At 67.7% G+C, this 21,191-nt stretch carries 21 protein-coding genes; 8 read left to right on the top strand and 13 right to left on the bottom strand.

Annotation, left to right across the window (positions count from 1 at the left end):
* Position 1 precedes the first annotated feature (1 nt).
* The gene (locus M2390_RS01900) at positions 2-706 is read left to right on the top strand and encodes a TetR/AcrR family transcriptional regulator (protein ID WP_259176627.1); all 705 of its coding nucleotides are present in this window, start codon (positions 2-4) and stop codon (positions 704-706) included.
* On the opposite strand, the gene M2390_RS01895 is transcribed toward M2390_RS01900, so the two are convergent.
* Genes M2390_RS01895 through M2390_RS01870 form a run of 6 tightly spaced genes read right to left on the bottom strand, consistent with a single transcriptional unit; the run spans position 703 to position 8,490 of the window.
* Positions 703-1,731 (bottom strand): ROK family protein, encoded by a 1,029-nt coding sequence (locus M2390_RS01895; RefSeq protein WP_259176625.1) that lies wholly within the window; start codon positions 1,729-1,731, stop codon positions 703-705. The two genes, M2390_RS01900 and M2390_RS01895, sit on opposite strands and share 4 nt — an antisense overlap.
* Positions 1,728-3,335, bottom strand: coding sequence for a family 20 glycosylhydrolase (locus tag M2390_RS01890; RefSeq protein WP_259176624.1), 1,608 nt, complete (start codon positions 3,333-3,335; stop codon positions 1,728-1,730). The genes M2390_RS01895 and M2390_RS01890 overlap by 4 nt, the downstream gene beginning before the upstream one ends.
* A gap of 27 nt (positions 3,336-3,362) precedes the next feature.
* Entirely contained in the window at positions 3,363-4,205 is an 843-nt protein-coding gene (locus tag M2390_RS01885) for an ABC transporter ATP-binding protein (protein ID WP_259176623.1), read from the bottom strand.
* Complete coding sequence (locus tag M2390_RS01880) at positions 4,202-5,998, bottom strand: dipeptide/oligopeptide/nickel ABC transporter permease/ATP-binding protein (protein WP_259176622.1); 1,797 nt, start codon at positions 5,996-5,998, stop codon at positions 4,202-4,204. The genes M2390_RS01885 and M2390_RS01880 overlap by 4 nt, the downstream gene beginning before the upstream one ends.
* The gene (locus M2390_RS01875) at positions 5,995-6,936 is read right to left on the bottom strand and encodes an ABC transporter permease (RefSeq protein ID WP_187976334.1); all 942 of its coding nucleotides are present in this window, start codon (positions 6,934-6,936) and stop codon (positions 5,995-5,997) included. Before M2390_RS01875 ends, M2390_RS01880 begins: the two co-directional genes overlap by 4 nt.
* A gap of 24 nt (positions 6,937-6,960) precedes the next feature.
* Positions 6,961-8,490, bottom strand: coding sequence for an ABC transporter substrate-binding protein (locus M2390_RS01870; protein ID WP_259176620.1), 1,530 nt, complete (start codon positions 8,488-8,490; stop codon positions 6,961-6,963).
* Positions 8,491-8,662: 172 nt separating this feature from the next.
* Here M2390_RS01870 and M2390_RS01865 point away from each other — a divergent pair, with 172 nt between their 5' ends.
* From M2390_RS01865 to M2390_RS01845, 5 genes are all read left to right on the top strand, one after another.
* Complete coding sequence (locus M2390_RS01865) at positions 8,663-9,322, top strand: TetR/AcrR family transcriptional regulator (protein WP_259176617.1); 660 nt, start codon at positions 8,663-8,665, stop codon at positions 9,320-9,322.
* Positions 9,319-11,559 (top strand): glycoside hydrolase family 3 C-terminal domain-containing protein, encoded by a 2,241-nt coding sequence (locus M2390_RS01860; RefSeq protein ID WP_259176615.1) that lies wholly within the window; start codon positions 9,319-9,321, stop codon positions 11,557-11,559. Before M2390_RS01865 ends, M2390_RS01860 begins: the two co-directional genes overlap by 4 nt.
* An 89-nt stretch (positions 11,560-11,648) precedes the next feature.
* A complete protein-coding gene (locus tag M2390_RS01855; RefSeq protein ID WP_259176614.1) occupies positions 11,649-12,116 on the top strand; it encodes a hypothetical protein in 468 nt (155 codons plus the stop codon).
* A gap of 63 nt (positions 12,117-12,179) precedes the next feature.
* Positions 12,180-12,749, top strand: coding sequence for a TetR/AcrR family transcriptional regulator (locus tag M2390_RS01850; protein WP_259176613.1), 570 nt, complete (start codon positions 12,180-12,182; stop codon positions 12,747-12,749).
* A gap of 185 nt (positions 12,750-12,934) precedes the next feature.
* A complete protein-coding gene (locus tag M2390_RS01845) occupies positions 12,935-13,915 on the top strand; it encodes an ABC transporter substrate-binding protein (protein WP_259176612.1) in 981 nt (326 codons plus the stop codon).
* A 15-nt stretch (positions 13,916-13,930) separates the two neighbouring features.
* Here M2390_RS01845 and M2390_RS01840 read toward each other — a convergent pair whose 3' ends face one another.
* Positions 13,931-15,304 carry an arsenic transporter gene (locus M2390_RS01840; protein ID WP_259176611.1) on the bottom strand — a complete coding sequence of 458 codons (1,374 nt, stop codon included), beginning with the start codon at positions 15,302-15,304 and terminating at the stop codon, positions 13,931-13,933.
* Between the two features lie 141 nt (positions 15,305-15,445).
* Entirely contained in the window at positions 15,446-15,814 is a 369-nt protein-coding gene (locus M2390_RS01835) for an ArsR/SmtB family transcription factor (protein ID WP_396822365.1), read from the bottom strand.
* 83 nt (positions 15,815-15,897) lie between these two features.
* Here M2390_RS01835 and M2390_RS01830 point away from each other — a divergent pair, with 83 nt between their 5' ends.
* Positions 15,898-16,305 (top strand): arsenate reductase ArsC, encoded by a 408-nt coding sequence (locus M2390_RS01830; protein ID WP_259176609.1) that lies wholly within the window; start codon positions 15,898-15,900, stop codon positions 16,303-16,305.
* Between the two features lie 9 nt (positions 16,306-16,314).
* Positions 16,315-16,980, top strand: coding sequence for an SDR family NAD(P)-dependent oxidoreductase (locus tag M2390_RS01825; protein WP_259176608.1), 666 nt, complete (start codon positions 16,315-16,317; stop codon positions 16,978-16,980).
* Here M2390_RS01825 and M2390_RS01820 read toward each other — a convergent pair.
* From M2390_RS01820 to M2390_RS01800, 5 genes are all read right to left on the bottom strand, one after another.
* Positions 16,977-17,627, bottom strand: coding sequence for a TetR/AcrR family transcriptional regulator (locus M2390_RS01820; RefSeq protein ID WP_259176606.1), 651 nt, complete (start codon positions 17,625-17,627; stop codon positions 16,977-16,979). The two genes, M2390_RS01825 and M2390_RS01820, sit on opposite strands and share 4 nt — an antisense overlap.
* Before the next feature lie 79 nt (positions 17,628-17,706).
* A complete protein-coding gene (locus M2390_RS01815) occupies positions 17,707-18,024 on the bottom strand; it encodes a CHY zinc finger protein (RefSeq protein ID WP_259176604.1) in 318 nt (105 codons plus the stop codon).
* Positions 18,021-19,304, bottom strand: coding sequence for a thiolase family protein (locus M2390_RS01810; RefSeq protein ID WP_259176603.1), 1,284 nt, complete (start codon positions 19,302-19,304; stop codon positions 18,021-18,023). Before M2390_RS01810 ends, M2390_RS01815 begins: the two co-directional genes overlap by 4 nt.
* Positions 19,291-20,412 carry an AMP-binding enzyme gene (locus M2390_RS01805; RefSeq protein ID WP_259176602.1) on the bottom strand — a complete coding sequence of 374 codons (1,122 nt, stop codon included), beginning with the start codon at positions 20,410-20,412 and terminating at the stop codon, positions 19,291-19,293. Before M2390_RS01805 ends, M2390_RS01810 begins: the two co-directional genes overlap by 14 nt.
* Positions 20,413-20,558: 146 nt before the next feature.
* Complete coding sequence (locus M2390_RS01800; RefSeq protein ID WP_259176601.1) at positions 20,559-21,098, bottom strand: DUF4395 domain-containing protein; 540 nt, start codon at positions 21,096-21,098, stop codon at positions 20,559-20,561.
* Between the last annotated feature and the right edge of the window lie 93 nt (positions 21,099-21,191).

The raw sequence follows: 21,191 nt of genomic DNA, 5'->3' as shown, positions 1-21,191 counted from the left end.
CATGAGCAACTCGGAACGCCCCGATCCCGGCACCGCCCCGGCCGTTCTGACGATGGCACAATCGCGTGCCCGAATCCCCAAAAAGGGCTCCAAGGGGGCTCGTACCCAGCAGCGCATTCTCGATGCGGCCCTCGAGCTGTTTGCCGAGTCGGGGTTCAACGCGGTGTCCCTACGGGAGATTGCCGCCCGCGCCGAGATCACCCATGTGGGACTGCTGCACCACTTTGCCAATAAGGACGAGATCCTGATGCGGATCATGGTGTCCCGAGACATCACCGATGAGCACAGCCTGCGCGAGCAGCTCACGGTGCTGCACGAGGCGCAGAAGAGCTCCGAGGATCCGCTGATTGATCTGCGCTGGTACCTGGATCACCTGCACCGCATTACCACCCAGCCGCATATGATCCCGCTGTATGTGAAGATTTCCAGCGAGGCCACCGATCCCGGCCATCCTGCCCATGAACACTTCGTGGCGCGCTATCAGACCGCCCAGGACCTGATCAGCGACTCGATTTCCCGCACCTATGCACGCCTGGGCATGACCTCGCCCCTGGTTCCCGCCGATCAGGCGGCCCAGCACATGGTGGCCCTCTCCGACGGCCTGCAGATTCAGTGGGAGTATGCCCCCGAGACGGTGAATCTGGAGCGCTCGATCCTCACCTATCTGGGCGCGATCGGGCTGCCGGTGGAGACCACAACGCGCTAGCTGGCTCGCTGGTCGTGCTCTCCGTGCGCTCGCGAGGCGGCCTCCAGGTGCCGGATCGCCGCGGCGACAAACCCCGCATCGGGACCCTCCTCGCCCCAGGCGGCCACGCCCGCCCCAACCAGACCGGCTCGTGCCCCGGTGGCCGACGCTCCAATCGGCGGGACCGGCCGCCACGGCAGCAGGGTGCGGGTGCGCGCGCGCAGCGGGATCAGCAGGGTATCCCCGGCCAGGCCCAGCCCGCCGCCGATGACGATGCGGGCGGGATCGAGGATCGCGGTCAGCGCGGCGAGTCCACGTGCCAGCGCATCCACCGCGTCGCTCCACACCTCGGCGGCCCGGGGATCGGTGGGGATCCGCGCGGCCACCTGATCGGCCCCGGAGGCCACGCCGCCGCGCTCTCGATAGCGGCGGACGATGTTGGCGGCCGACGCGTAGATTTCCACGCATCCGGCGAGCCCACACGGGCAGGCCTCGCCGCCGGGCACCACCACGATGTGCCCAAACTCCCCCGCGCCGCCGGCCCCGCCGGCCACAAACCGGCCGCCGTCCACGAGCGCGGCGGCGATTCCGGTACCGATCGGCACGAAGGCCAGCGAGGCATCGGATTCCCCGGCCGCCGCCAGCGCCGAACGCTCGGCCACCGCACCCGCGCGGGCATCGTGCAGGAGGACCGCGGGCAGGTCGAACTCCGCGGCAATGATGTCGGTGAGGGCGAGGTCGCGCCAGCCGAGGTTCGCCGAATAGCCGACGGTGCCGGTGGGGGTGTCGATCAGCCCCGGCGAGGCGAGGCCCACCCGGTGTGCCTCGCGCCCGTGTTCTCCCAGGCGTCGTTGCAGCTCGGTGAGGACCAGGCGGACGCCGTCCAGCGGGCCGCGCTGCTGCTCCCGAGTGGGGACCGTGAACTCGGCACACACCTCACCGGATCGCGTGAGCGCGGCGCCCTTGATGGTGGTGCCGCCAATATCGATCGCCAGCGCGATCTGCTCGGGGGTCGCGGCCAGGCGCGCGGCGGCCGGGGTGCTCATGCCGAGACCTCGGCGGTGCCGAAGACCTCGGCCGAGCGATAGTAGCCACCGAATCCGAGAGCGTCCCACACCGGGGTCTGTGCGCGCAGGCGCGCGGCGGTGTCGGCCCACTCGCGGGACTCGGCCCGCCACATCCGCTCGGCGACCAGAGGAAGGCGCGGCAGCAGCAGGAAGGCCAGGTCGTCAATCGACTCGATCGTCTCGGCCCAGATCGCCGCCTCGACCCCCACCACCCGGGCATCGTTCAGCGCAGTGCGGGCGTGGGCGGCGGGATCCCAGTCGTTCAGACCCGAGGTCGGTTCGGCCGCATAGTGCGGGAACCCGGGCTCGCCCGGTGCCTCGGCGAGCGGGGTGCCATCGGCATCCACGCGTCCCTCGGCATGTCGACGGTCCAGATACAGCGGCGAGGAGGAGGACACCAGGATCGGGGTCTGCCGGCCGGTCGCCAGGCCGATATCCCCGGGAGCGTGGGCGAAGGTTTTCGCGGCCAGCTCGACCAGCGGCAGGTACTCCTCGGGGACGCTGGCGCGCATGGCATCGGCGTCGAAGGCGTCCTTCTCGGCGATCCAGAATTGCAGCACGTCGCTCGGCTCAAAGACCTCGGCCCGCGCCGCCTCCTGCCAGCCGATGACGCGTTTGCCGAGGCTCCGAACGTGGGCGTGCAGCAGGCGGACAAAGTCCGCGTACTGCTCATCCGGCATGCCGAATGCCTCGTCCCCGCCGATGTGGAGGTAGGGGCCGGGGCTGATCTCGGCCAGCTCGCTCAGGACCGTGGTTGCAAACGTCACGGCCTCCGGGTTCTCGGGCGAGAGGAACTTCACCTGCGGGTGATCGAAGGTGCCGGGTGTATCCAGCTCGGGATAGGCGGCGATCGCCGCGGCCGTGTGCCCGGGCAGGTCCAGCTCGGGGATGATCGTGATAAACCGCGCGGCGGCGAAGGTGATCAGCGCCCGGAATTCCTCCCGAGTCCAGTGCTCACGCTCCCCCGCGGTCGAGACCGAGGCGACCCGCGGATAGGCCGTGGATTCCAGTCGCCAGCCCTGGGTGTCGCTCAGATGCAGGTGCAGAACGCTGATGCGGTGATAGGCCAGCAGGTCGATCACCGCCTCGATCTCGGCGGTCGGGTAGAGGTGCCGCACGGTGTCGAAAGAGAGCCCCCGCCAGGCAAAGGCGGGGCCGTCCACGATCGTGAGCGCGGGCAGCACGAGCCCGGGACCCGAGGTGTCCAGCGCCTGCAGAATGGTGACCAGGCCGCGGAACGCTCCCTCGGGCGAGGCCGAACGCAGCAGGACCAGGCCCTCGTGGGTGTCGATGGTGAAGCGTTCGTCGGCGGGGACCGGCCGCGGGTCAAAACCCGCGGCCGGGGCGATCCCGGTCGTCTCCGGGTCGAGGCCCAGCTCGACCCGGATTCGGGCGTCGATCCCCACGGCAACGGGCTCGACCTCCACCCCGCGGGTGCGCCGGGCCAGCGTGGCAAACGTGTCCAGGACCGCGTCGAGCCCGGGCGCAACCTCGATCCGCAGGGTCACACCCAGCGCAATCGGGTCGCCCAGGTGCACCGAGGCGGGCAGCGGAACCATGGGTGAGGGGGTTGTGTGTGTCATCAGGGGAGAGCTTCCTTACCGTCTGGATTATCGCGGAGTGGACGCAAACTCGCGCTCATAGGCGGCCCGGCGCGCGGCCTGCTCGGCGGGCTGCGCGATCGGGGCCGAGAGCAGGAGCTTGCGGGTGTACGGGTTCTGCGGGTTGTCGGTGACCTCCCGCGCGGTGCCGGTCTCGACGATGTCGCCGCGGTAGATCACCGAGATGCGGTGGCTCATATAGCGCACCACCGCCAGGTCGTGCGAGATAAAGAGGTAGGACACCCCGGTCTGCTCCTGGATCTCCAGCAGCAGTTCCAACACCGTGCGCTGAGTCGTGAGGTCGAGCGCCGACACGGCCTCATCACACACGATCAGCTTGGGGCTGATCGCCAGCGCCCGGGCGATCGCGACCCGCTGGCGCTGCCCGCCGGAGAACTCCCGAGGCAGGCGCTCAAGCGCATCCGCGGGCAGGGACACCCGATCCAGGAGCTGGCCCACCCGGCGCTTGGCATCGCGCGAGGTGTAGCCCTGGGCAAGCAGCGGCTCGGAGAGGGTGTCACCGATCGAGATCGCCGGGTTCAGCGAGGTGTAGGGATCCTGGAACACCACCTGGATGTCGCGGCTGAGCGAGCGGCGGTGTCGGGCCGAGAGGTTGTCGATCCGCTTCCCCTGGAACAGGATCTCGCCCCCGGAGACCGGGGCCAGTCCGAGGATCGCCCGACCGATGGTGGTTTTGCCGGAGCCCGACTCCCCCACCAGCCCCATCGTCTCGCCCTCACGGACGTCGAGGGAGACGCCGTGCAGCACCTCGTTGGGGGACTTCCGGAACCCCTTGCTGCCAAACGCGACGCGCACGTTGTTGACCTCAAGGAGCGAGTTTTCCCGGGTCATGCGGAGACCTCCGTGGATCGGGGCTGCCATTCGGGACGCGCATCGACACCGTCGAGTGCGGCCCCCAGCAGCTGGCGGGTATAGGGGTGTTCGGGGGTGACCAGGATCTGCTCGGTGGTGCCCTGCTCGACGATCCGACCCTGCTGCATGACCGCCACGCGATCGCAGAGGTCGGCAACCACGCCGAGGTTGTGGGTCACGATCAGCACGCCGATGCCGCGGTCCGCGCGCAGGCGACGCAGCAGGCTGAGCACCTCGGCCTGCACGGTCACATCCAGCGCGGTGGTGGGCTCATCGGCCACCAGCAGGTCGGGGTCGCAGGACATGGCCCCGGCGATCAGCACCCGCTGCGCCATGCCACCGGAGATCTCGTGCGGGTAGGCGGCGAAGGTGCGGGCGGGATCGGCGATCTCCACCATCTGCAGCAGCTCCAGCACGCGCGCCTTGGCCGCCTGCTTGGAGAGTCCCAGGCGCACGCGCAGCGGTTCGGCGAGCTGATCGCCGATCGTGAAGGACGGATCGAGGTTACTCATCGGCTCCTGCGGCACATAGGCCACCACGGTGCCGCGCAGCTCGCGGTGCTTCTTCTCGGCCAGGCCGATGACCTCGGTGCCCTGAATGGTCACGCTGCCGCGGGAGACCGATCCACCCTCGGGCAGGATGCCCAGGATCGAGAACGCCGTCTGGCTCTTTCCCGAACCGGACTCCCCCACCAGGCCGAGGATTTCCCCGGGCTCGATGTCGAGGTTGATGCCATGCACCACCTCACGGTCGCTCCCGTCGGCCAGCTCGTAGCTCACGGCCAGGTCGCGGATCGAGAGCAGCGCGCCGCGACTTGCGGGGGCCGGCACCGAGGTGCTGGGAACCACGACCGCGGGGGCTGCGTTCTTGCGGGTGCGACGGCGGGCGGCGGGGGCACCGCGCTCGCCCAGCACGTCGGAGAGTCCACTGGCCAGCAGTACCAGCGAGGCGCTGGTCAGTCCCAGGGCCAGGCCGGGCCAGAGCAGCAGCAGCGGCGCGCGCTGAATGTTCTGGAATGCCTCGTTGAGCATCGCACCCCAGGTCGGAGTGTCGCCGCTGGTGATGCCCAGGAACTCCAGACCCGCCTGCAGGCCGATGGCCACGCCGGCGACCAGGGCCACCTGAATGATGATCGGCGCACGCACCACGATGAACACGTGGCGACCGATGATGCGCCAGTCCCGCAGACCCGATACCCGGGCGGCGTCCACATACAGCTCGTTGCGGACGTTGCCCACGATGCCGCGCACCAGGCGGAAGAAGCTCGGAGCCACCAGGACACCCATCACGATCATCAGGACCCAGACGGTCGGCCCGAGGATCGCCCGCGAGGCCAGCAGCACCACCATCGCCGGGAGGGACATCACCAGGTTCACGATCCAGCTCGAGGCCGAATCGAACCAGCGCCCGTAGTATCCGGCGATCAGACCGGTCGGGATGCCCAGGACCAGCGCCACGATCAGCGCAATCCCCGCACCGCTCATGGTGTTCTGGGCACCCCAGATCAGGCGGCTGAAGACGTCGCGTCCGGCCGAGTCGAAGCCCAGCAGGTGGGTTCCGTCGGCGGGGCCGAAGGCATCCTTGAGCGAGGAGGCACCGGGATCAAACGGAGCCAGCAGCGGCGCGAAGATCGCCACCAGCACCACGATGGCCAGCACAATCGCCGCGGCCACGGCCAGGGGCTTGCTCAGGAAGCGGCGGAACGCGGTGACCGGGCGAGCCGTGGGGGCCAACGCAATCGCGGCGGTCGAGTCCGGAATGGGATCACTCATGCGAGTCTCGCTTTCGGGTTGAGCCAGCTCACCACGACGTCCACGAGGAGGTTAATAACCACCACGCCGATCACCGTGAACATCACCAGGCCCATGATGATGGGGATATCACCCCGGGTTGTATAGGAGACGGTCATGCTGCCAATACCCGGCAGACCGAAGATCTGCTCGACGATGACCGCGCCGCCCAGCATGCCCACGAACTGCATGCCGAGCACCGTGAGGGCGGGGGCCGAGGCGTTTCGCAGCACGTGCCGGAAGATGATCCGGCGCGGGCTCAGCCCCCGCGAGCGCAGCGTGCGCACGTAGTCCTTACGCATGACCTCGATGACCGAGGCCCGCACCTGCTGGGAGACCCCGGCAATCGAGCCCACCGAGAGGGCCAGAATCGGCAGTGTCACGGTCGAGAGCCAGCCCGCCGGGGAGGTGAAGAAGTCCACGTAGCCGATCGCCGGGAACCAGCGCAGCTGAACCGCAAACACCAGCACCATGATCAGGGTGACCAGGAAGCCGGGCAGCGCGTACCCCACGACCCCGATGATCTGGACAAACCGGTCGGCGGCGCCGCGGCGCACACCGGCCCAGATCCCCAGCGCAAACGAGACAACCGCGGTGATCAGGGTCACACCCACCATCAGGGAGAGGGTGACCGGGATCCGGTTGCCGATCGCGCTGAGCACATTCTCGCTGGTGAACCAGGACGTGCCCAGGTCACCCCGGAGCGCGTTGCCCAACCAGGTGAGGTACTGCACCAGTACCGGCTGGTTGAGGCCGAGCTCCGCGTTTTTTGCGTCAACGAGGCTCTGCTCCGCCGCCTGACCGAGCAGGACGCGTCCCACATCGGTGTGCGGGGCCGAGAGCAGAAGGAATGCTATTGCCGAGATGACAAACAGCAGGACGATGCTCGCCAGGAGTCGTCGAATGAGAAAGGAAATCATGGTCGTGGGGACGAGCCTTACCTGTTACTTGGCCGGGGTGTAGTTGTAGATCGACGGCACGGCCATACCCGACTGCTGGGTCACGTTGACACTGCCATCGGTGACCAGGGCGTAGGTCTGGCGGTAGAAGGGGATGAACCAGCCCTGCTCGACGATGTGCTTGTTGAGCGCCTGGGCATCGGCCTTCGAATCGGCCACGGACTCGTGCTGGATCTTGGTGATCAGCGCGGTGGCCTCGGGATCGGTGTACCCGAAGATGTTGAACGAGCCCGGCTGCAGCTGGCTGGAGATCATCAGCCAGTCATTTGCCGGCTGGCCGAGGCTCAGCACGAGGCCGGGGAAGCCCTTATCGGTGAAGATCTGCTTGAGCGCGGTGGCCTGATCCACGTCCTGCCAGGTGAGTTTGACCCCCACCGCGGCGAAGTCAGCCTTGAGCGAGGCGGCGAGCGCATCGTCCACGATGGCCGCCATCCGCGGCAGGGTCAGGTCGAACCCGTTGGCGTAGCCGGCCTCGGCCAGGAGCTCCTTGGCCTTCTTGGGGTCGTGGGTGTAGTAGTTGTCCAGCGACTTGTCATAGCCCAGGGTGTCGGTGCCAAACATCTGGCTGGTGGTGACGCCGAGGCCCTGACGGATCTGCTTGAGCATGATGTCGCGGTCGATGGCATAGTTCAGCGCCTGGCGCACGCGGGCGTCACCGAGGGCGGGGACCATCGCGCCGGCACGGTCAAACAGGATGATGCTCTGCACGTCGACGTTGGAGTCCTGGATCTTCAACTGTGCGTCCTGCTTGGCCGCGGCGCGCTGGTCGGCGCTTTGCAGCAGGGCGGTGTCGATCTGGCCGGTCTTCAGACCGTTGACGATCGCGTTTTCGTTGTCGAAGACACTCAGGGTCAGCGTCTGATAGGGCAGCTTGTCGCCCCAGTACTTGGCGTCGCGGTCGTAGACCCACTTGGTGCCGATGACGGTCTTGCTCTTGTCCAGGTCGTAGGGACCGGTGCCATCGGGGGTGGTCTTCAGCGAATCGGGGTTGGCAAAGGCGGCAGGGTTGGCCATCAGTCCGGCCGAGTCGCTCAGGCGGAACAGCAGGCTGGGATCCGGCGCGCTCAGCGCGATGGTGACGTGGGTGGGGTCTACGACGGTGACCTCGGAAACGTTTTTGAGACCCTTGGAGTCAGCTCCGGTGCTGGCTCGGAATCGGTCGATGTTGGCCTTGACCGCTTCGGCGTTGAAGGGTGTGCCGTCGTGGAACTTCACGTCGTCGCGCAGGGTGAGCGTGAGCTGGGTGTTGTCGGCGTTGTACTCCCACTTGGTGGCGAGCATCGGGGTGAAATCGCCGTTGGCCTGGCGACGGATCAGGGTGTCATAGACGGCCTGGAAGAACGGCACGTTGCTGCCGGTGGCGTTGATCGGGTCCAGGCTCTGCGGAACCGTCAGCGTGGCGATGTTGAGGGTGTCGGATGCCGCCGGAGATTGGGCTGCGCCCGCACATCCGGACAGCAAAACACCCGTGGCGAGGGTGAGTGCGGCAAAGCCACTCCACTTTCCAAGTTTCATAGTTCTAAACCTCGTTGCTTAGATCACTGATCGAAATCGGGATCGGTTTGGGGGGTCCCCAGTTGGGGTGTACGTCATCCTATACACATTTTTCTACCATGTGGTACTTTTTATTTTCAGCGGGGCATTCGCGCCGCCACACACCGGATTTCAGCGAGGAGATGAGGACCCAGTGACCCCCACGCCACCGACTCGCAAGGGCGGACAGACCCGCACCCGCATCATCGACTCGGCGTTTGAGCTGTTTGCCGAATCGGGCTTCAAGGGCGTCTCGATCCGCGAGATCGCGGCCAACGCCCACATCAGCCACGTGGGTCTACTGCACCATTTCGGCAGCAAGGACGAGCTGCTACTCGAGGTGCTGCGTCGCCGAGACAGCTCGGATATCGCCGAGCTGCGCGCGGGCGCCCACGGACTCGAGGTACTCGAATGGGCGCTGCATGTGATCCATGACAACGTCTATCGCCCGGGCATCGTCTCGCTGTTTGTGAAGGTGTCCAGCGAGGCCACCGACCCCGAGCATCCGGCGCACGTTTTCTTCGCCGATCGCTACGAGCTGCTGTGCACGGTGGCCGGACGCGCCTTCGCCGAGCTCTTTGCCGAGTCGCCGCCCCCGGTGGATATCTCCCCACTGGATGCCGCACGCCAGTTTGTCGCCCTCGCCGACGGCCTGCAGCTGCAGTGGATGCTCGCGCCGGACCGCGTCACGACCTACGATTCACTCGTGGTCTTTCTGCGCACCCTGGGGATCACCCCGCGACCGGCTCCCAGTTTTCCCGAGTATCGCCCCGGCGTTACCGCGGGCCACCCCGAAAGGACACCGATTCGATGACATCCCCTTCCCCCGACTCCCCCGCCGAGCTGACCCTCGAAGAAAAGGCCTCGCTCACCTCGGGCAGCGCCACCTGGTACTCCACCGCCGCCGGAGATATCCCACGACTGATCCTGACCGACGGGCCGCACGGCCTACGTCGCCAGCAGGAGGGCGGCGACAACCTCGGCATCGGCGACAGCGTCCCGGCCACCTGCTTCCCGCCCGCCGTAGGCCTCGGGTCCTCCTGGAACGTGGACCTCGCCCACCGCATCGGCGAGGCGCTGGGCCGCGAGGCACGCGAGCAGGGGGTGCACGTGCTGCTGGGTCCGGGCATGAACATTAAGCGTTCCCCGCTGGGCGGGCGCAACTTTGAGTACGTGTCCGAGGACCCGCACATCACCGGACGGATCGCCGCCGCCCTGGTGCGCGGCATCCAGTCCCGGGGCGTGGCCGCAACCCCCAAGCACTTCGCGGTCAACAACCAGGAGACCGACCGCATGCGGGTGAGCGCCGACGTGGATGAGCGCACCCTGCGCGAAATCTACCTCCCGGCGTTTGAGCACGTGGTGACCGAGGCGCAGCCCTGGGCGCTGATGTCGGCCTATAACCGCATCAACGGCACCTTCGCCAGCGAGGACCCGGCGCTGCTCACGGACCTGCTGCGCGGCGAGTGGGGCTTTGACGGCGTGCTCATGTCCGACTGGGGCGCGGTGAATGACCGGGTCGCCTCGGTTGCCGCGGGCCTCGATCTGGAGATGCCGCCGTCGGACACGGATGCCGAAATTGTGGACGCGGTCAACAACGGCACCCTTGATGGGGCCGTGCTGGACACCGTGGCGGAGCGCCTGCGTCTGCTGGCCGCGCGCACCACCGACCCGGCACTCGCGACCGATCCGGTGGATGTGGATGCCCACCACCGCCTGGCCGCCGATGCCGCGGCCGAGGCGATGGTCCTGCTGCGCAACGAGGGTGACCTCCTGCCGCTGGATCCCGCCGCCGACGCGCGGATCGCGGTGATCGGCGAGTTCGCCCGCACCCCGCGCTATCAGGGTGGCGGATCCAGCCGCGTGGTTCCCACCCGCCTATCCGGTGCCCTCGAGGAGATTACCGCGCTGATCGGCGCCAAAAACGTCGCCTTTGCACCCGGATTCTCGCTCACCGATAACCCGGAAACCGCCGCGGCCATGACCGAGGAGGCCGTGGCCGCGGCGACCGGTGCCAACCGGATCCTGCTGTTCCTGGGCCTGCCCGACGGCTTCGAATCCGAGGGCTTTGACCGCGACACCCTGGCGCTGCCCGCCGGACAGCTCGCGCTGCTTGAACGCCTGACCACCCTGAACATCCCGATCGTCGTGGTGCTCTCCAACGGGGCCACGGTCGAGGTGGCGGAGTGGGCATCCTCGGTGGAGGCGATCCTGGAAACCTGGCTGCTGGGTCAGGGCGGCGGCCTGGCCACCGCCGAGGTCCTGTTTGGCCTAGCCTCCCCCGGTGGACGCCTGACCGAGACCATCCCGCTACGCCTCTCGGACACCCCGTCGTTCCTGCACTTCCCCGGACGCGACGGACACGTAGGGTACGGCGAGGGCGTCTACGTGGGCTACCGCCACTACAACACGCTGGATGTGCCGGTCGCCTATGAGTTCGGCTTCGGCCTGGGCTACACCCGCTTCGACTATGACGATCTCGCCGTGGTGCCGGGCACCGATCCCCACACCTGGTTGGTGTCGGCCACCGTCACCAACGTCGGCGAGCGCGCCGGATCCGAGGTGATTCAGCTCTATGTGGGCACCACCGAGAACACTCCGACCCGCCCTGCCCAGGAGCTGCGCGGATTCGCCAAGGTGCACCTGGCCCCCGGGGAAAGCGAGCGGGTAACCCTGCACCTGAACGCCCGCGACTTCGCCACCTGGGATGCCGGCCAGCACCGCTGGCGCGTGGATGCCGGGGCCTACACCGTGCAGGTCGGCTCCTCCTCCCGGCGCATCCACCTGAGCGAGACCATTGCGGTACCCGGAGACGGCTGGGTGCCCGAGCTCAGCGAGCACTCCACCGTGGGTGAGTGGTTTGCGCACCCGGTGGGTGGCCCGCTGCTGCAGAGCGTTCGGGACCGAATGGAGGCGTTTGCCGCCGGCGGTGCCCCCGAACTGCTGCGGATGGTGGAGCAGGTGCCGATCATCAAGCTGGTGTCCTGGAAGATGGGCCTGAACCTGGAGCGGGTGCGCGAGATGGTGGCGTTTGTGGCCAGCCAGCGCTAGCGGCTGGGTGTGGAGAATTAGCACACCGTACTGGTACGCTGTACTAGCACGGTGTGCTAATTCCCATTTCATCCGACTCGGAGGACCCCATGATCGAAAACCTGCAAAACTTTGTCAGCGGCCTTCCCGAGTGGTTGCAGATGCTCGGGGTTGTGCTGATCGGAATGATCCCGTTTGTCGAGTCCTACCTCGGCACCGTCATCGGCGTCTTTGCCGGACTGAATCCGGTGGTGGCCGCCGGGGCCGCGATCGCCGGCAACCTCATCGCGGTATTGGCACTGATCTTCGGAGCCGGAGCCCTTCGTACACGATTCGGCAAGCATGACAACCCGGATGCGCCGTCGCCGCGCCGCGCAAAAGTTGCAAGAATGTTTGACCGTTTCGGCGTCCCCGGCGTCTCATTCCTGGTCCACCCCACCCAGATTTCGGGTCCGGTCATGATTGGCCTGGGTGCGAGCCGGCGCAGGGTCATCCTGTGGCAGGTCATCTCGATTGTCCTCTGGGGCGCACTCACCGGCACCATTGCCAGCTTCGGGGTAACCCAGCTCATAAACTAGGGATAAGCACGGGGGCTATGCCCATCATCGTCCCCGCCCCCTTCCAGAACCCCGGAGGCCCACGTGAGCGCAGATCGTCGCAGCGATATCGTGAGTGCGGCCCGCGCCCAGCTCCTCGAGCAGGATCCGCAAGGAATCAGCGTGCGTGCGGTGGCCGCCCGAGCGGGCGTGGGTGCCAGCACGCTGCGTCACTACTTCCCCGCGCAGAAGGACCTCCACCATGCGGTGCTGGCTACCTTCTTTGACGACACCATTATCGACCTCCGTATCCAGGATTCTTCGGTTGATGCCCACACCCGATTGACCGAGTGCCTCATGCAGTTTGTCCCTCCGGAGATCAACGCGGACTCCCTGCGCACGGTTGTTGCGGCATTCCTCGGCCCGGGTGCCGCCGCGGGTGCCGACGAGGTGTGGGGCTTTTACGCCGATCATGCACGCAGCCGCATACGCGGCTGGCTGATGATCCTGGCGGGAGAAGGGGCGCTCCCGGAGACGGATGTTGACCGTCATACCCGATTCCTCATCGCGATCACCGATGGGCTAGCAATCGGGCGGATCGCCGGGGAGAATCGTCCGACCCTGGAGCAGGAACACACGGTTCTTGCCGACGGCGTGAGCGCCGTACTGGCCTAGAGTCGCCCGGCGCACACTCGCAAAATCTACCTCCGGGGCACCGTGCCAGATTGGACGCAGATGACCCCCGATGTCTGGATGTGACGCACGATCACCTCGCGGCCTCCCCGGACCCGGCGACGCGCGTACCGTGATCCGCACCCGGGCGCGCACCCGCACCCCGGGAATCGGGGAGGGAAACACTCATGGCAAACACGCGTGGAATTGTGATCGGTGCAGCGGTGGTGGCGCTGCTGGCGGCCGGGATCACCTGGGGACTGGTGGCCGGTCCGCTGCGCCCCCAACAGACGGACGCGACCGAGGAACGGGTGTACAGCGACCCCGACCAGCAGCGCGAGCGCGTGCGCACCCCGGCCATTCCCGAGGCGGTTGCCGAGCTCTCGGCCAGCGGTTTCACCCCGGCCACCGCCGGAAAACTCACGGTCGCCATCAGTCCGTTTACCCCACCGCTGGGCTATGTCTCCGAAAACGGGGCCACCGTGGGGAGCGAACCGGATACCGCGCAGCTCATCGCCGACGGCCTGGGCCTCACGCTCAACCTGGTGGTGGTGAGCTGGGCCGACTGGCCCCTCGGGGTCGAGTCGGGCAAGTACGACCTGGTGATTTCCAATGTGGGGGTCACCGAGGAGCGCAAGGACCTGTTTGACTTTGCAACCTATCGTCGCGGGCTGCACGCCTTCACGGTTGCCGCGGACTCGCGGATCACCCGCATCGCCGAGGCTAAGGATGTGGCCGGGCTCACCCTGGTGGTGGGGTCGGGCACCAATCAGGAGCAGATCCTACTGAACTGGGACCAGGCCAACCGGGCGGCCGGGCTCAAGCCCCTCACCCTGCAGTATTTTGATGACGAGGCCGCCTCGCTCCTGGCACTGAAATCCGGCCGGGTGGATGGCATCCTGGGCCCGAACCCCAGCGCGATCTTCCGTGCCACAGCCGATCAGGAGGTCCGGGTGGTGGGCACGGTGGAGGCGGGCTGGCCGGATATCTCCGATGTGGGCGCGGCCACGGCGCGCGGCAATGGGCTGGCACAGCCGGTACACACCGTGTTGCAAACCCTGATCGACACTGGGACGCTCGCCCGAGCCCTGGAACCCTGGGGCGTGGCCGAGGAGATCCTGCCCACCTCGGCACTCAACCCGCCGGGACTGCCCCGACGTGAGAAGTAGCCGCGCGCGGGCGCGCTATCCGATGATCAGCAGCCAGCCGGCCAGGCTCGCCAGCGAGATCACCAGCACCGGCAGGGTCAGGACGATGCCGGTCTTGAAGTAGCGTCCCCAGCCGATGTGGATGCCGCGGCGATCCAGCACGTGCAGCCACAGCAGGGTGGCCAGGCTGCCGATCGGGGTGATCTTGGGGCCGAGGTCCGAGCCGATCACGTTGGCGTAGATCATGGCCTCGTGGGTCAGCCCGGTCGCCCCGGCGGCACCGATGGCCAGGGCCGCGATCAGGACGGTGGGCAGGTTGTTCATGATCGAGGCGAGGATCGCGACGATCACCCCGACACCCAGGGCAGTGATCCACACGCCGTGGTTACCGAGCTCGGCAAACACTCCGGCCAGGTGATCGGTCAGGCCCTGATTACGCAGCCCGTACACCACCAGGTACATCCCCACCGAGAAGATCACGATCTGCCAGGGTGCCTCGCGCACCACCTTGGTGACCGAGATGCGCCGCAGCCGCACGCTCCCATCGGGGGCCGTGCCCGCCCCCTCGCCCGCCTCGAGGGACTTCGCCCGGCTGAAGAGGAATGCGGGCTGCCTGGCGGCCACCAGGATCAGCGCAAGCGCGCCCACGGCGGTCACAATGGAGAGCGGGATGTGCAGCGGGTCGGCCACAAAGTAGCCCACCAGCAGCACCCCGAGCACCACAAAACCGGCGGTGAAGGTCAGCGGATCGCGAATCGCCGAGCGTGGGTCGGGCGCGGAGGCCGGATCGTAGCGTCGGGGAATCGAGCGTCTAAACGCCAGGTAGAGGACGCCGAGGCTCGCCGCCACGGTCACGATTCCCACCGGAACCATGACCAGTGCATAGCGGGCAAAGTCCACCCCAAAGTAGTCGGCGCTGACGATGTTGACCAGGTTGGAGATGACCAGGGGCAGGCTGCCGGCGTCGGCGATAAACCCGCAGGCGAGCACAAAGCCCAGCGACGCGCGGGCCGAGAATTTCAGGGCGAGCAGGATCTGGATCACGATCGGGGTGAGGATCAGCGCTGCCCCGTCGTTGGCAAACAGCGCCGAGATCACCGCCCCGAGCAGGATCACCAGGACAAACAGCGCGCGTCCGTTGCCGCGTCCCCAGCGGGTCACGTGCAGGGCCGCCCACTCGAAGAGCCCGGACTCGTCCAGGATGAGCGAGATCAGCACGATCCCCACAAACGCGAACGTCGCGTTGCCCACGATGTCCCAGACCGTGGGGATATCACTCAGGCTCACCACGGTGGTGAGCAGCGCCAGTGCGGCACCACCCAGCGCGCTCCAGCCGATGCCGAGTCCGCGGGGTTGCCAGATCACCAGCACCAGGGTGATCACAAAGATGGCGATGGCAACAACGGTCACGTGGGGGCTCCTTGGCCTGCGGGGATGAATTGATTATGCGCCCTGCTGGGGCCCCATGCTCGGCGCGGCGCAATAGTTTTGAGTCGAGTGAGCCGTGTCCGGCCCGATTACGAGGGCTGGCGGCGAGGGGCCGAACGGACCCTAAAGCGCCTGGACCTCGGTGCCCAACGCGGCCAGCGCCCCGGGCACCAGACCAAAGTAGGCCCAGGTTCCGCGCTGTTCGCGGGTGAAGATGCCAGCCTCCACCAGGATCTTCAGATGGTGGGAGACGGTGCCCTGGGTGAGGCCCAGCGGCTCGGTCAGATCGCAGACGCACGCCTCACGGTTCGTCTGCGCGGACACCAGAGAGATGAGTCGCAGGCGGGTGGGATCGGCGATCACCCGGAGTCGGGCGGCGAACTTTTCGGCCTCGGCACGATCGAGCGTGGCCGCCGCGCCCCCGGGCTCACAGGTTTCGGCGCGTCCGGAGATATCGGTGAGCGCCAGGGTGAGGGATGGGGTGTGCGACACGAGGTCTCCATTTCATATTGATGGACATCAATGTATAGTCATCCTATACATTGATCCCCATCAATATCCACCCGAGGAGTCTCATGTCCCCCATCGCCACCGTCCTGTTTGTTTGTGTACACAACGCCGGCCGTTCCCAGATGGCCGCCGGTTTCCTGGAGCATCTGGCCCGGGGCCGCGTGGATGTGCGTTCGGCCGGGTCCGAACCCCGGGATGCTCTGAACCCGATTGCGGTCGAGGCGATGGCCGAGGTGGGCATCGATATCGCCGCCTACTCCCCCAAGATCCTCACCACCGATGCCGTCCGGCAGGCGGACGTGGTGATCACGATGGGCTGCGGCGACACCTGCCCCATTTTCCCCGGCAAGCGCTATGAGGATTGGGAACTCACCGATCCCGCCGGGCAGGGCATCGAGACCGTCCGCGACATCCGCGACGAGATCCGCGCCCGGGTCGAGGCGCTGCTGGCCGAGCTCACCGCGGGCCGCTAGACTCGCGGCATGTCCCTCGCTCTGATCACCGGGGCCGCCCGCGACAACAGCATCGCCGCTGGTATCGCCGCCGCGCTCCGCACCGCCGGCTGGACGGTTGCCACCAGCGACCTGCACGGTACCGACTATCCCGCCGACCTCACCGTGCCGGGCGGGCCCGAGGCCCTGATCGATGCGGTGGTGCGAGATCACGGCCCGATCGAGGCGCTGATCCTCAGCCACGCACACGATGTGGAATCCGGACTCTTCGACACCAGTGCGGAGAGTTTTGACCTCCATGTCGCGGTCAATGCCCGCGCCAGCTTCCTCCTCCTCACCGCCTTCGCCCGGCAGGCACCGGAAACGGGTGGGGCAATCATCGCGCTGACCAGCGATCACGTGACCGGCAATCTCCCCTACGGCGCGTCAAAGGGAATCCTGGATCGCGTGGTCATCTCGGCTGCCCGAGAACTGGGTCCGCGCGGCATCTCGGCCAACGTCCTCAATCCGGGCCCGATCGATACCGGTTGGATGGATGATGACACCCGCGCCGAACTGACCCGACTCACCCCGCAGGGTCGACTGGGAACCCCGGCCGATATCGGTGCCTATGTCACGTTTCTGGTGTCCCCGGCGGGACGCTGGATCTCGGGCCAACTCCTGCACGCCGACGGCGGAATCTCGGCGCGCTTCTAGCGCGCGACGCGCACCCGCAGGCCAAGACTCGGTGCCAGCGTCGCCACGGCGCGGTCCAGCTGATCGAGGAGCACCTCCACGTTCTCGGAACCGCGCGGAGCATTCAACCACGAGTGTTGAGCCGCCCGCACTGCCACCACGAACACCTCGAAGAGCAGGCGTGCTCGAAGCGTGGGTGCCCCCGCGTGGGCGGCGATTGCCGCGGCTATCGCGGGGGTGAGGGTCGCGCTAAAACCGAGATTGTGCGCGACGATCGATGCGTGTTCGGTCTCCAGGACCAGGGCCCGTCGCATAGTGATGATCCAGTCGGGATCTCGCTCGGCGCACACTCGCGTCGCCTCGGCAAAAGCCTCCTGAACCACCGCGAACACCGAGACCCCGGATCTCACGTCGTGTAGACGCTCATCCAGAATCACCCTAAACGCGTTCCACTGGTCCTGCAGCGGCATCATCGCCGCGTCTTCACGCCCCGAGAAGTAGCGGAAAAAGGTGCGTTTTGACACCCCCACATCGGCGCACATGCGCTCCAGGGTGGGGCCACCCGCGGCAAAGGACAGCTGGGCAGCCTCGGAGAGGGCGCGCCGAGTTTCGGCCTTCTTGCGATCACGCAGGCCAACCTCTCGGGAGCTGGAAGACGCCGGTACCATGACCACACAGTATCATTTTTGGCACACGGTGGCATTTGCGTCGGCGTGCCGATCGACCCGGGTACGCTCCGCCCCCACCCTACGAGGCGAAATACAGTGGATAGTGCAGCGCACACCCGGGGTTGAACGGTGCCGCACAGCGCGGGCAGGCATCCGCGGCCATGTATTCGGTGACGCTGAGTTCGGCCCCGCACATCCCGCACAGGACCGCGGGCTGGTCGCGGGCATCCGCGGGCCAGGGCGTGGCGGGGTGATCGGCGGTTTCCTGGTGGCACAGGTGACAGGGATAGTAGCGATCGCAGCAGATAAAGCGGATAGCGATCACATCCAGTTCGGTAGCGTAGTGGATGCAGCGGGTGTGCTCATCCACGGTGGGACCGTACACATGCACGCTCATCGAACCACCTCCACAACCGCGGCCACGCCCATTCCGCCGCCGATCGATGCGGCGGCGATCCCCAGCGTGCCGGCCGGCGCTCCCCCGCGCACCAGACGGCTGAACAGCCGCACGATGCTGACGGCACCGCTGGCACCCCAGGGATGTCCCAGGGCGAGCGCGCCACCGTCGGCGCAGACCCGGGGGTCGTCCTCATCCACACCGATCCGATCAAGCACGGCGAGGGATTGGGCGGCAAACGCCTCGACAATCTCGATGCCGGCGATGCTCGCGAGCGAAACTTCGGCGCGCTCCAGGGCCGCGAGGATCGCCGGAGCCGCGCCGATGCCTGGGAGCGCCGGATCACAGCCCACCACCGCGTGCCCCCGCAAAATCAGACCCGGCGCTCCCCCGGCCAGCGCCCTCGGCACCACCACGGTCGCGGCGGCACCGTCGCCGATGCGGGTGGAGGTGCCGGCGGTCAGGCTGCCCCCGGGGAACAGGGCGGGGAGGCGGCCCAGGATAGCCGCCGCGCCACCGATGGCGTCATCGGCTTCGAGTCCACCCAAACCCACCAGCTCGTCTCGGAAGCGACCCGCATCCCGGGCGGCCAGGGCACGGGCGTGGCTCCGGGCGGCGTGGGCATCCTGCCGGGCACGGGAAATCCCGTCCGCGGCGGCCAGATTTTCGGCCGCGCGGACCATATCGGGGTCGGGGAATCCCGCGGGTGCAAACGGGGCACGGTCATAGGCGATCCCGTCCATCGAGCGTACGGGGGCGGTCGAGGCGCTTTCAACACCTCCGGCAATGCGGGGACGCGGATCGCCCGCGCGAATGGCGGTCACCGCGTCGAGGATCGCCGCCAATCCGCTGCCACACTGACGGTCCACGGTCTCGCCGGGGGTGTGGACGCCGAGGCCCGCGGCCAGTGCGGCGACCCGCGCCGGATTGCCGCCGGGACCCATACAGTTCCCGAGGATCACGTCGGCGATGTGCAGCTTTTCGGGCCGCACACGGTGCGGTGCCTCGGCACCCCCGGCCACCTCGCGATCGGATGCGGACCGGATAGACGCCCCGGCCGGCAACGTCAAAGCCGGGGACAACGAGGTCTGGGACAACGAGGCGGCGGACACCGAGGTCGCTGATAACGAGGCGGCGGACACCGCGGCGCGCGCGTCTTCCAGCGCCGCGACAATCACCGGTGCCGCCAACTCCTCCACCCGAAGGTGAGAGAGGGCACGTCCGCGGGTCCCGATCGGGGTGCGCCGGGCGGCGATGATGACGGGTTCAGTGTGGGACACGATCCACCTCTCCGGCGAGAACTCGCCGCACAATCTCGGCGCGGGCGGGTTTGCCCGCCGCGGTTCGGGGCAGGCTCCCGGCAAACCAGAGCCGAGGGCGCTGGGTGGGGGCAAGCCGATCGGATGCCGCTTCACGCAGGAGGTCGAGCGTGAGCGCCTCCCCCGGCTCACCGGGTGCACTCTCGGTCTCGATCATCGCCGCGACCAGCGATCCGATGCTGCCGGCCGGATAGCCAAAAACCACCGCGTCACGAACCCCCGGGATGCGCCGAAGCCCGGCCTCCACCTCCTCGGGAATCACCGTGGCCGAGGCCGTCTGGATGGCACCGTCCGCGCGTCCACGAAGGCGCAGCACGTCGTGGTCACGTTCGGCCAGGTCTCCAACGGTGACCCAGTCCCCGTCGCGCCGCAGCGGGCCGTCTGCGCCCAGATACCCCAGCGCAGTGAAGGTCGAGCGCACCCAGAGGACACCCGCGCGCACCTCCAGCTCGACCCCGGGAAAGGCACGCAACCCGTCGCCTCGGTCGAGCGCCACAAACGAGAGTTCGGCGGCACCGTAGTACGTGAACACCCGAATGCCGCGCTCCTCGGCGCGGGCCCGCAGTCGCGGATCCAGGTGCGAGCCGCCGATGAGCGCCGTGCGGACCGATGGGATTGCATCGGCATCCAGCGCCTGCCGCAGGCCCTGCGGGGTTCCGTGGAAGGCCTCGGCTTCCCGGATCGACTCGGCGTCAAAAACCGGTCGCGGCCCCAGCCCCGAGCGTGCATGGGCGAGCGAAAACAGTGTGAGCGAGGATGCCGGGGGCGCGGGCAGAACGATCGTTGCAGCATCTCCGAGCAACTCGGAAACCGTGGGGTATGACGCCGCCCAGGACTCCTCCGATCGCAGCAGAATGCGCGGGGTACCGCTGGTTCCGGAGGTGGCGGCCGCCCATGTCGCGCCCGCCGCCGGTGTCGATTCCTCGGCCAGAGCGCGCACGGCGTCCCACTGTGCGGCGGGCCAACGGGTATCTCCGATCAGGGGGATGTCACCGGCCTCAAGGACCTCCTCGAGGCGGCGCAGCACCGCATCCGTATCCCCACGAAATGGGACGATCCGCGGACTCACGAAACCTCGCTCCCCTCGGACAGCGGCGGGGCCCCCGGGCACTCACCACGGGCTTGACTCACCACAACCTCCCGACCTGAACGGCGTTCTCCTGAACAATGTTCACTCTAGTCGGGACGACCAGCAATCCCCAAAAGTTCGTCGGGCTAGGCCGCCGCGCGCTCCCCGCGTCCGATCAGCCCCGCCCGCACCAGCAGCAGGTAGATCTCGCAGCCCAGGCAGAAGCCGATTGTCGCGTTGAGGAAGGCGGCGATGAACGCGGCGGACCCGGCGATCACCAGCGCCCAGGGCACCCCGATCAGGTGCAGCACCAGTCCGATGCCCACGACGGTGAGGCCCACGGCCTGGGCGAATCGCGGCGGCCGGGCATCCTCCCACTCGGTGGGTGGCGACAGGCGCGGACGTACCAGGCGGCGGAAGATCACGGTCAGCGGCTGGCTGGCCGGGGCGATCAGCGACCAGGCAAACAGCACCGCGACTAGCAACTGGACGAGGAATCCGGGATTGGCGACCCGCTGCCCGAGCGAGAGCCCGCCGAAGTTGCCGCCGGCCGAGGTCCCGATCAGCGCGAGGAACACCCCGATAATCAGCAGCACCGACGTGATGGCCGCACCCACACGCGGTGCACGCGGGTCGACGGTTCCGGGCGGCGGACCGGGGCGAACGGGGCTTTCAGCTGCGGACATGGGCTTCTCCAGGATCGGGTTGGGGAGCGGGTGCAGGTGCAGGTGCAGGAATTGTTTCGGCTGCCGCGGCGAGCGCCGACAAGGCACCACCGG

The organism is Mycetocola sp. BIGb0189, assembly GCF_024810155.1.
Taxonomy (GTDB): domain Bacteria; phylum Actinomycetota; class Actinomycetes; order Actinomycetales; family Microbacteriaceae; genus Mycetocola; species Mycetocola lacteus.
The sequence above is the reverse complement of the archived record's forward strand: the minus strand, read 5'-3'. Positions and strand labels throughout refer to the sequence as shown.

Coding starts and splice junctions, on each gene's coding strand:
- M2390_RS01815 (WP_259176604.1), bottom strand. CDS start 18,024: ATGAGCGTGCATGTGTACGGTCCCACCGTGGATGAGCACACCCGCTGC.
- M2390_RS01845 (WP_259176612.1), top strand. CDS start 12,935: ATGGCAAACACGCGTGGAATTGTGATCGGTGCAGCGGTGGTGGCGCTG.
- M2390_RS01855 (WP_259176614.1), top strand. CDS start 11,649: ATGATCGAAAACCTGCAAAACTTTGTCAGCGGCCTTCCCGAGTGGTTG.
- M2390_RS01825 (WP_259176608.1), top strand. CDS start 16,315: ATGTCCCTCGCTCTGATCACCGGGGCCGCCCGCGACAACAGCATCGCC.
- M2390_RS01820 (WP_259176606.1), bottom strand. CDS start 17,627: ATGGTACCGGCGTCTTCCAGCTCCCGAGAGGTTGGCCTGCGTGATCGC.
- M2390_RS01870 (WP_259176620.1), bottom strand. CDS start 8,490: ATGAAACTTGGAAAGTGGAGTGGCTTTGCCGCACTCACCCTCGCCACG.
- M2390_RS01885 (WP_259176623.1), bottom strand. CDS start 4,205: ATGACCCGGGAAAACTCGCTCCTTGAGGTCAACAACGTGCGCGTCGCG.
- M2390_RS01875 (WP_187976334.1), bottom strand. CDS start 6,936: ATGATTTCCTTTCTCATTCGACGACTCCTGGCGAGCATCGTCCTGCTG.
- M2390_RS01900 (WP_259176627.1), top strand. CDS start 2: ATGAGCAACTCGGAACGCCCCGATCCCGGCACCGCCCCGGCCGTTCTG.
- M2390_RS01890 (WP_259176624.1), bottom strand. CDS start 3,335: ATGACACACACAACCCCCTCACCCATGGTTCCGCTGCCCGCCTCGGTG.
- M2390_RS01880 (WP_259176622.1), bottom strand. CDS start 5,998: ATGAGTGATCCCATTCCGGACTCGACCGCCGCGATTGCGTTGGCCCCC.
- M2390_RS01860 (WP_259176615.1), top strand. CDS start 9,319: ATGACATCCCCTTCCCCCGACTCCCCCGCCGAGCTGACCCTCGAAGAA.
- M2390_RS01800 (WP_259176601.1), bottom strand. CDS start 21,098: ATGTCCGCAGCTGAAAGCCCCGTTCGCCCCGGTCCGCCGCCCGGAACC.
- M2390_RS01895 (WP_259176625.1), bottom strand. CDS start 1,731: ATGAGCACCCCGGCCGCCGCGCGCCTGGCCGCGACCCCCGAGCAGATC.
- M2390_RS01830 (WP_259176609.1), top strand. CDS start 15,898: ATGTCCCCCATCGCCACCGTCCTGTTTGTTTGTGTACACAACGCCGGC.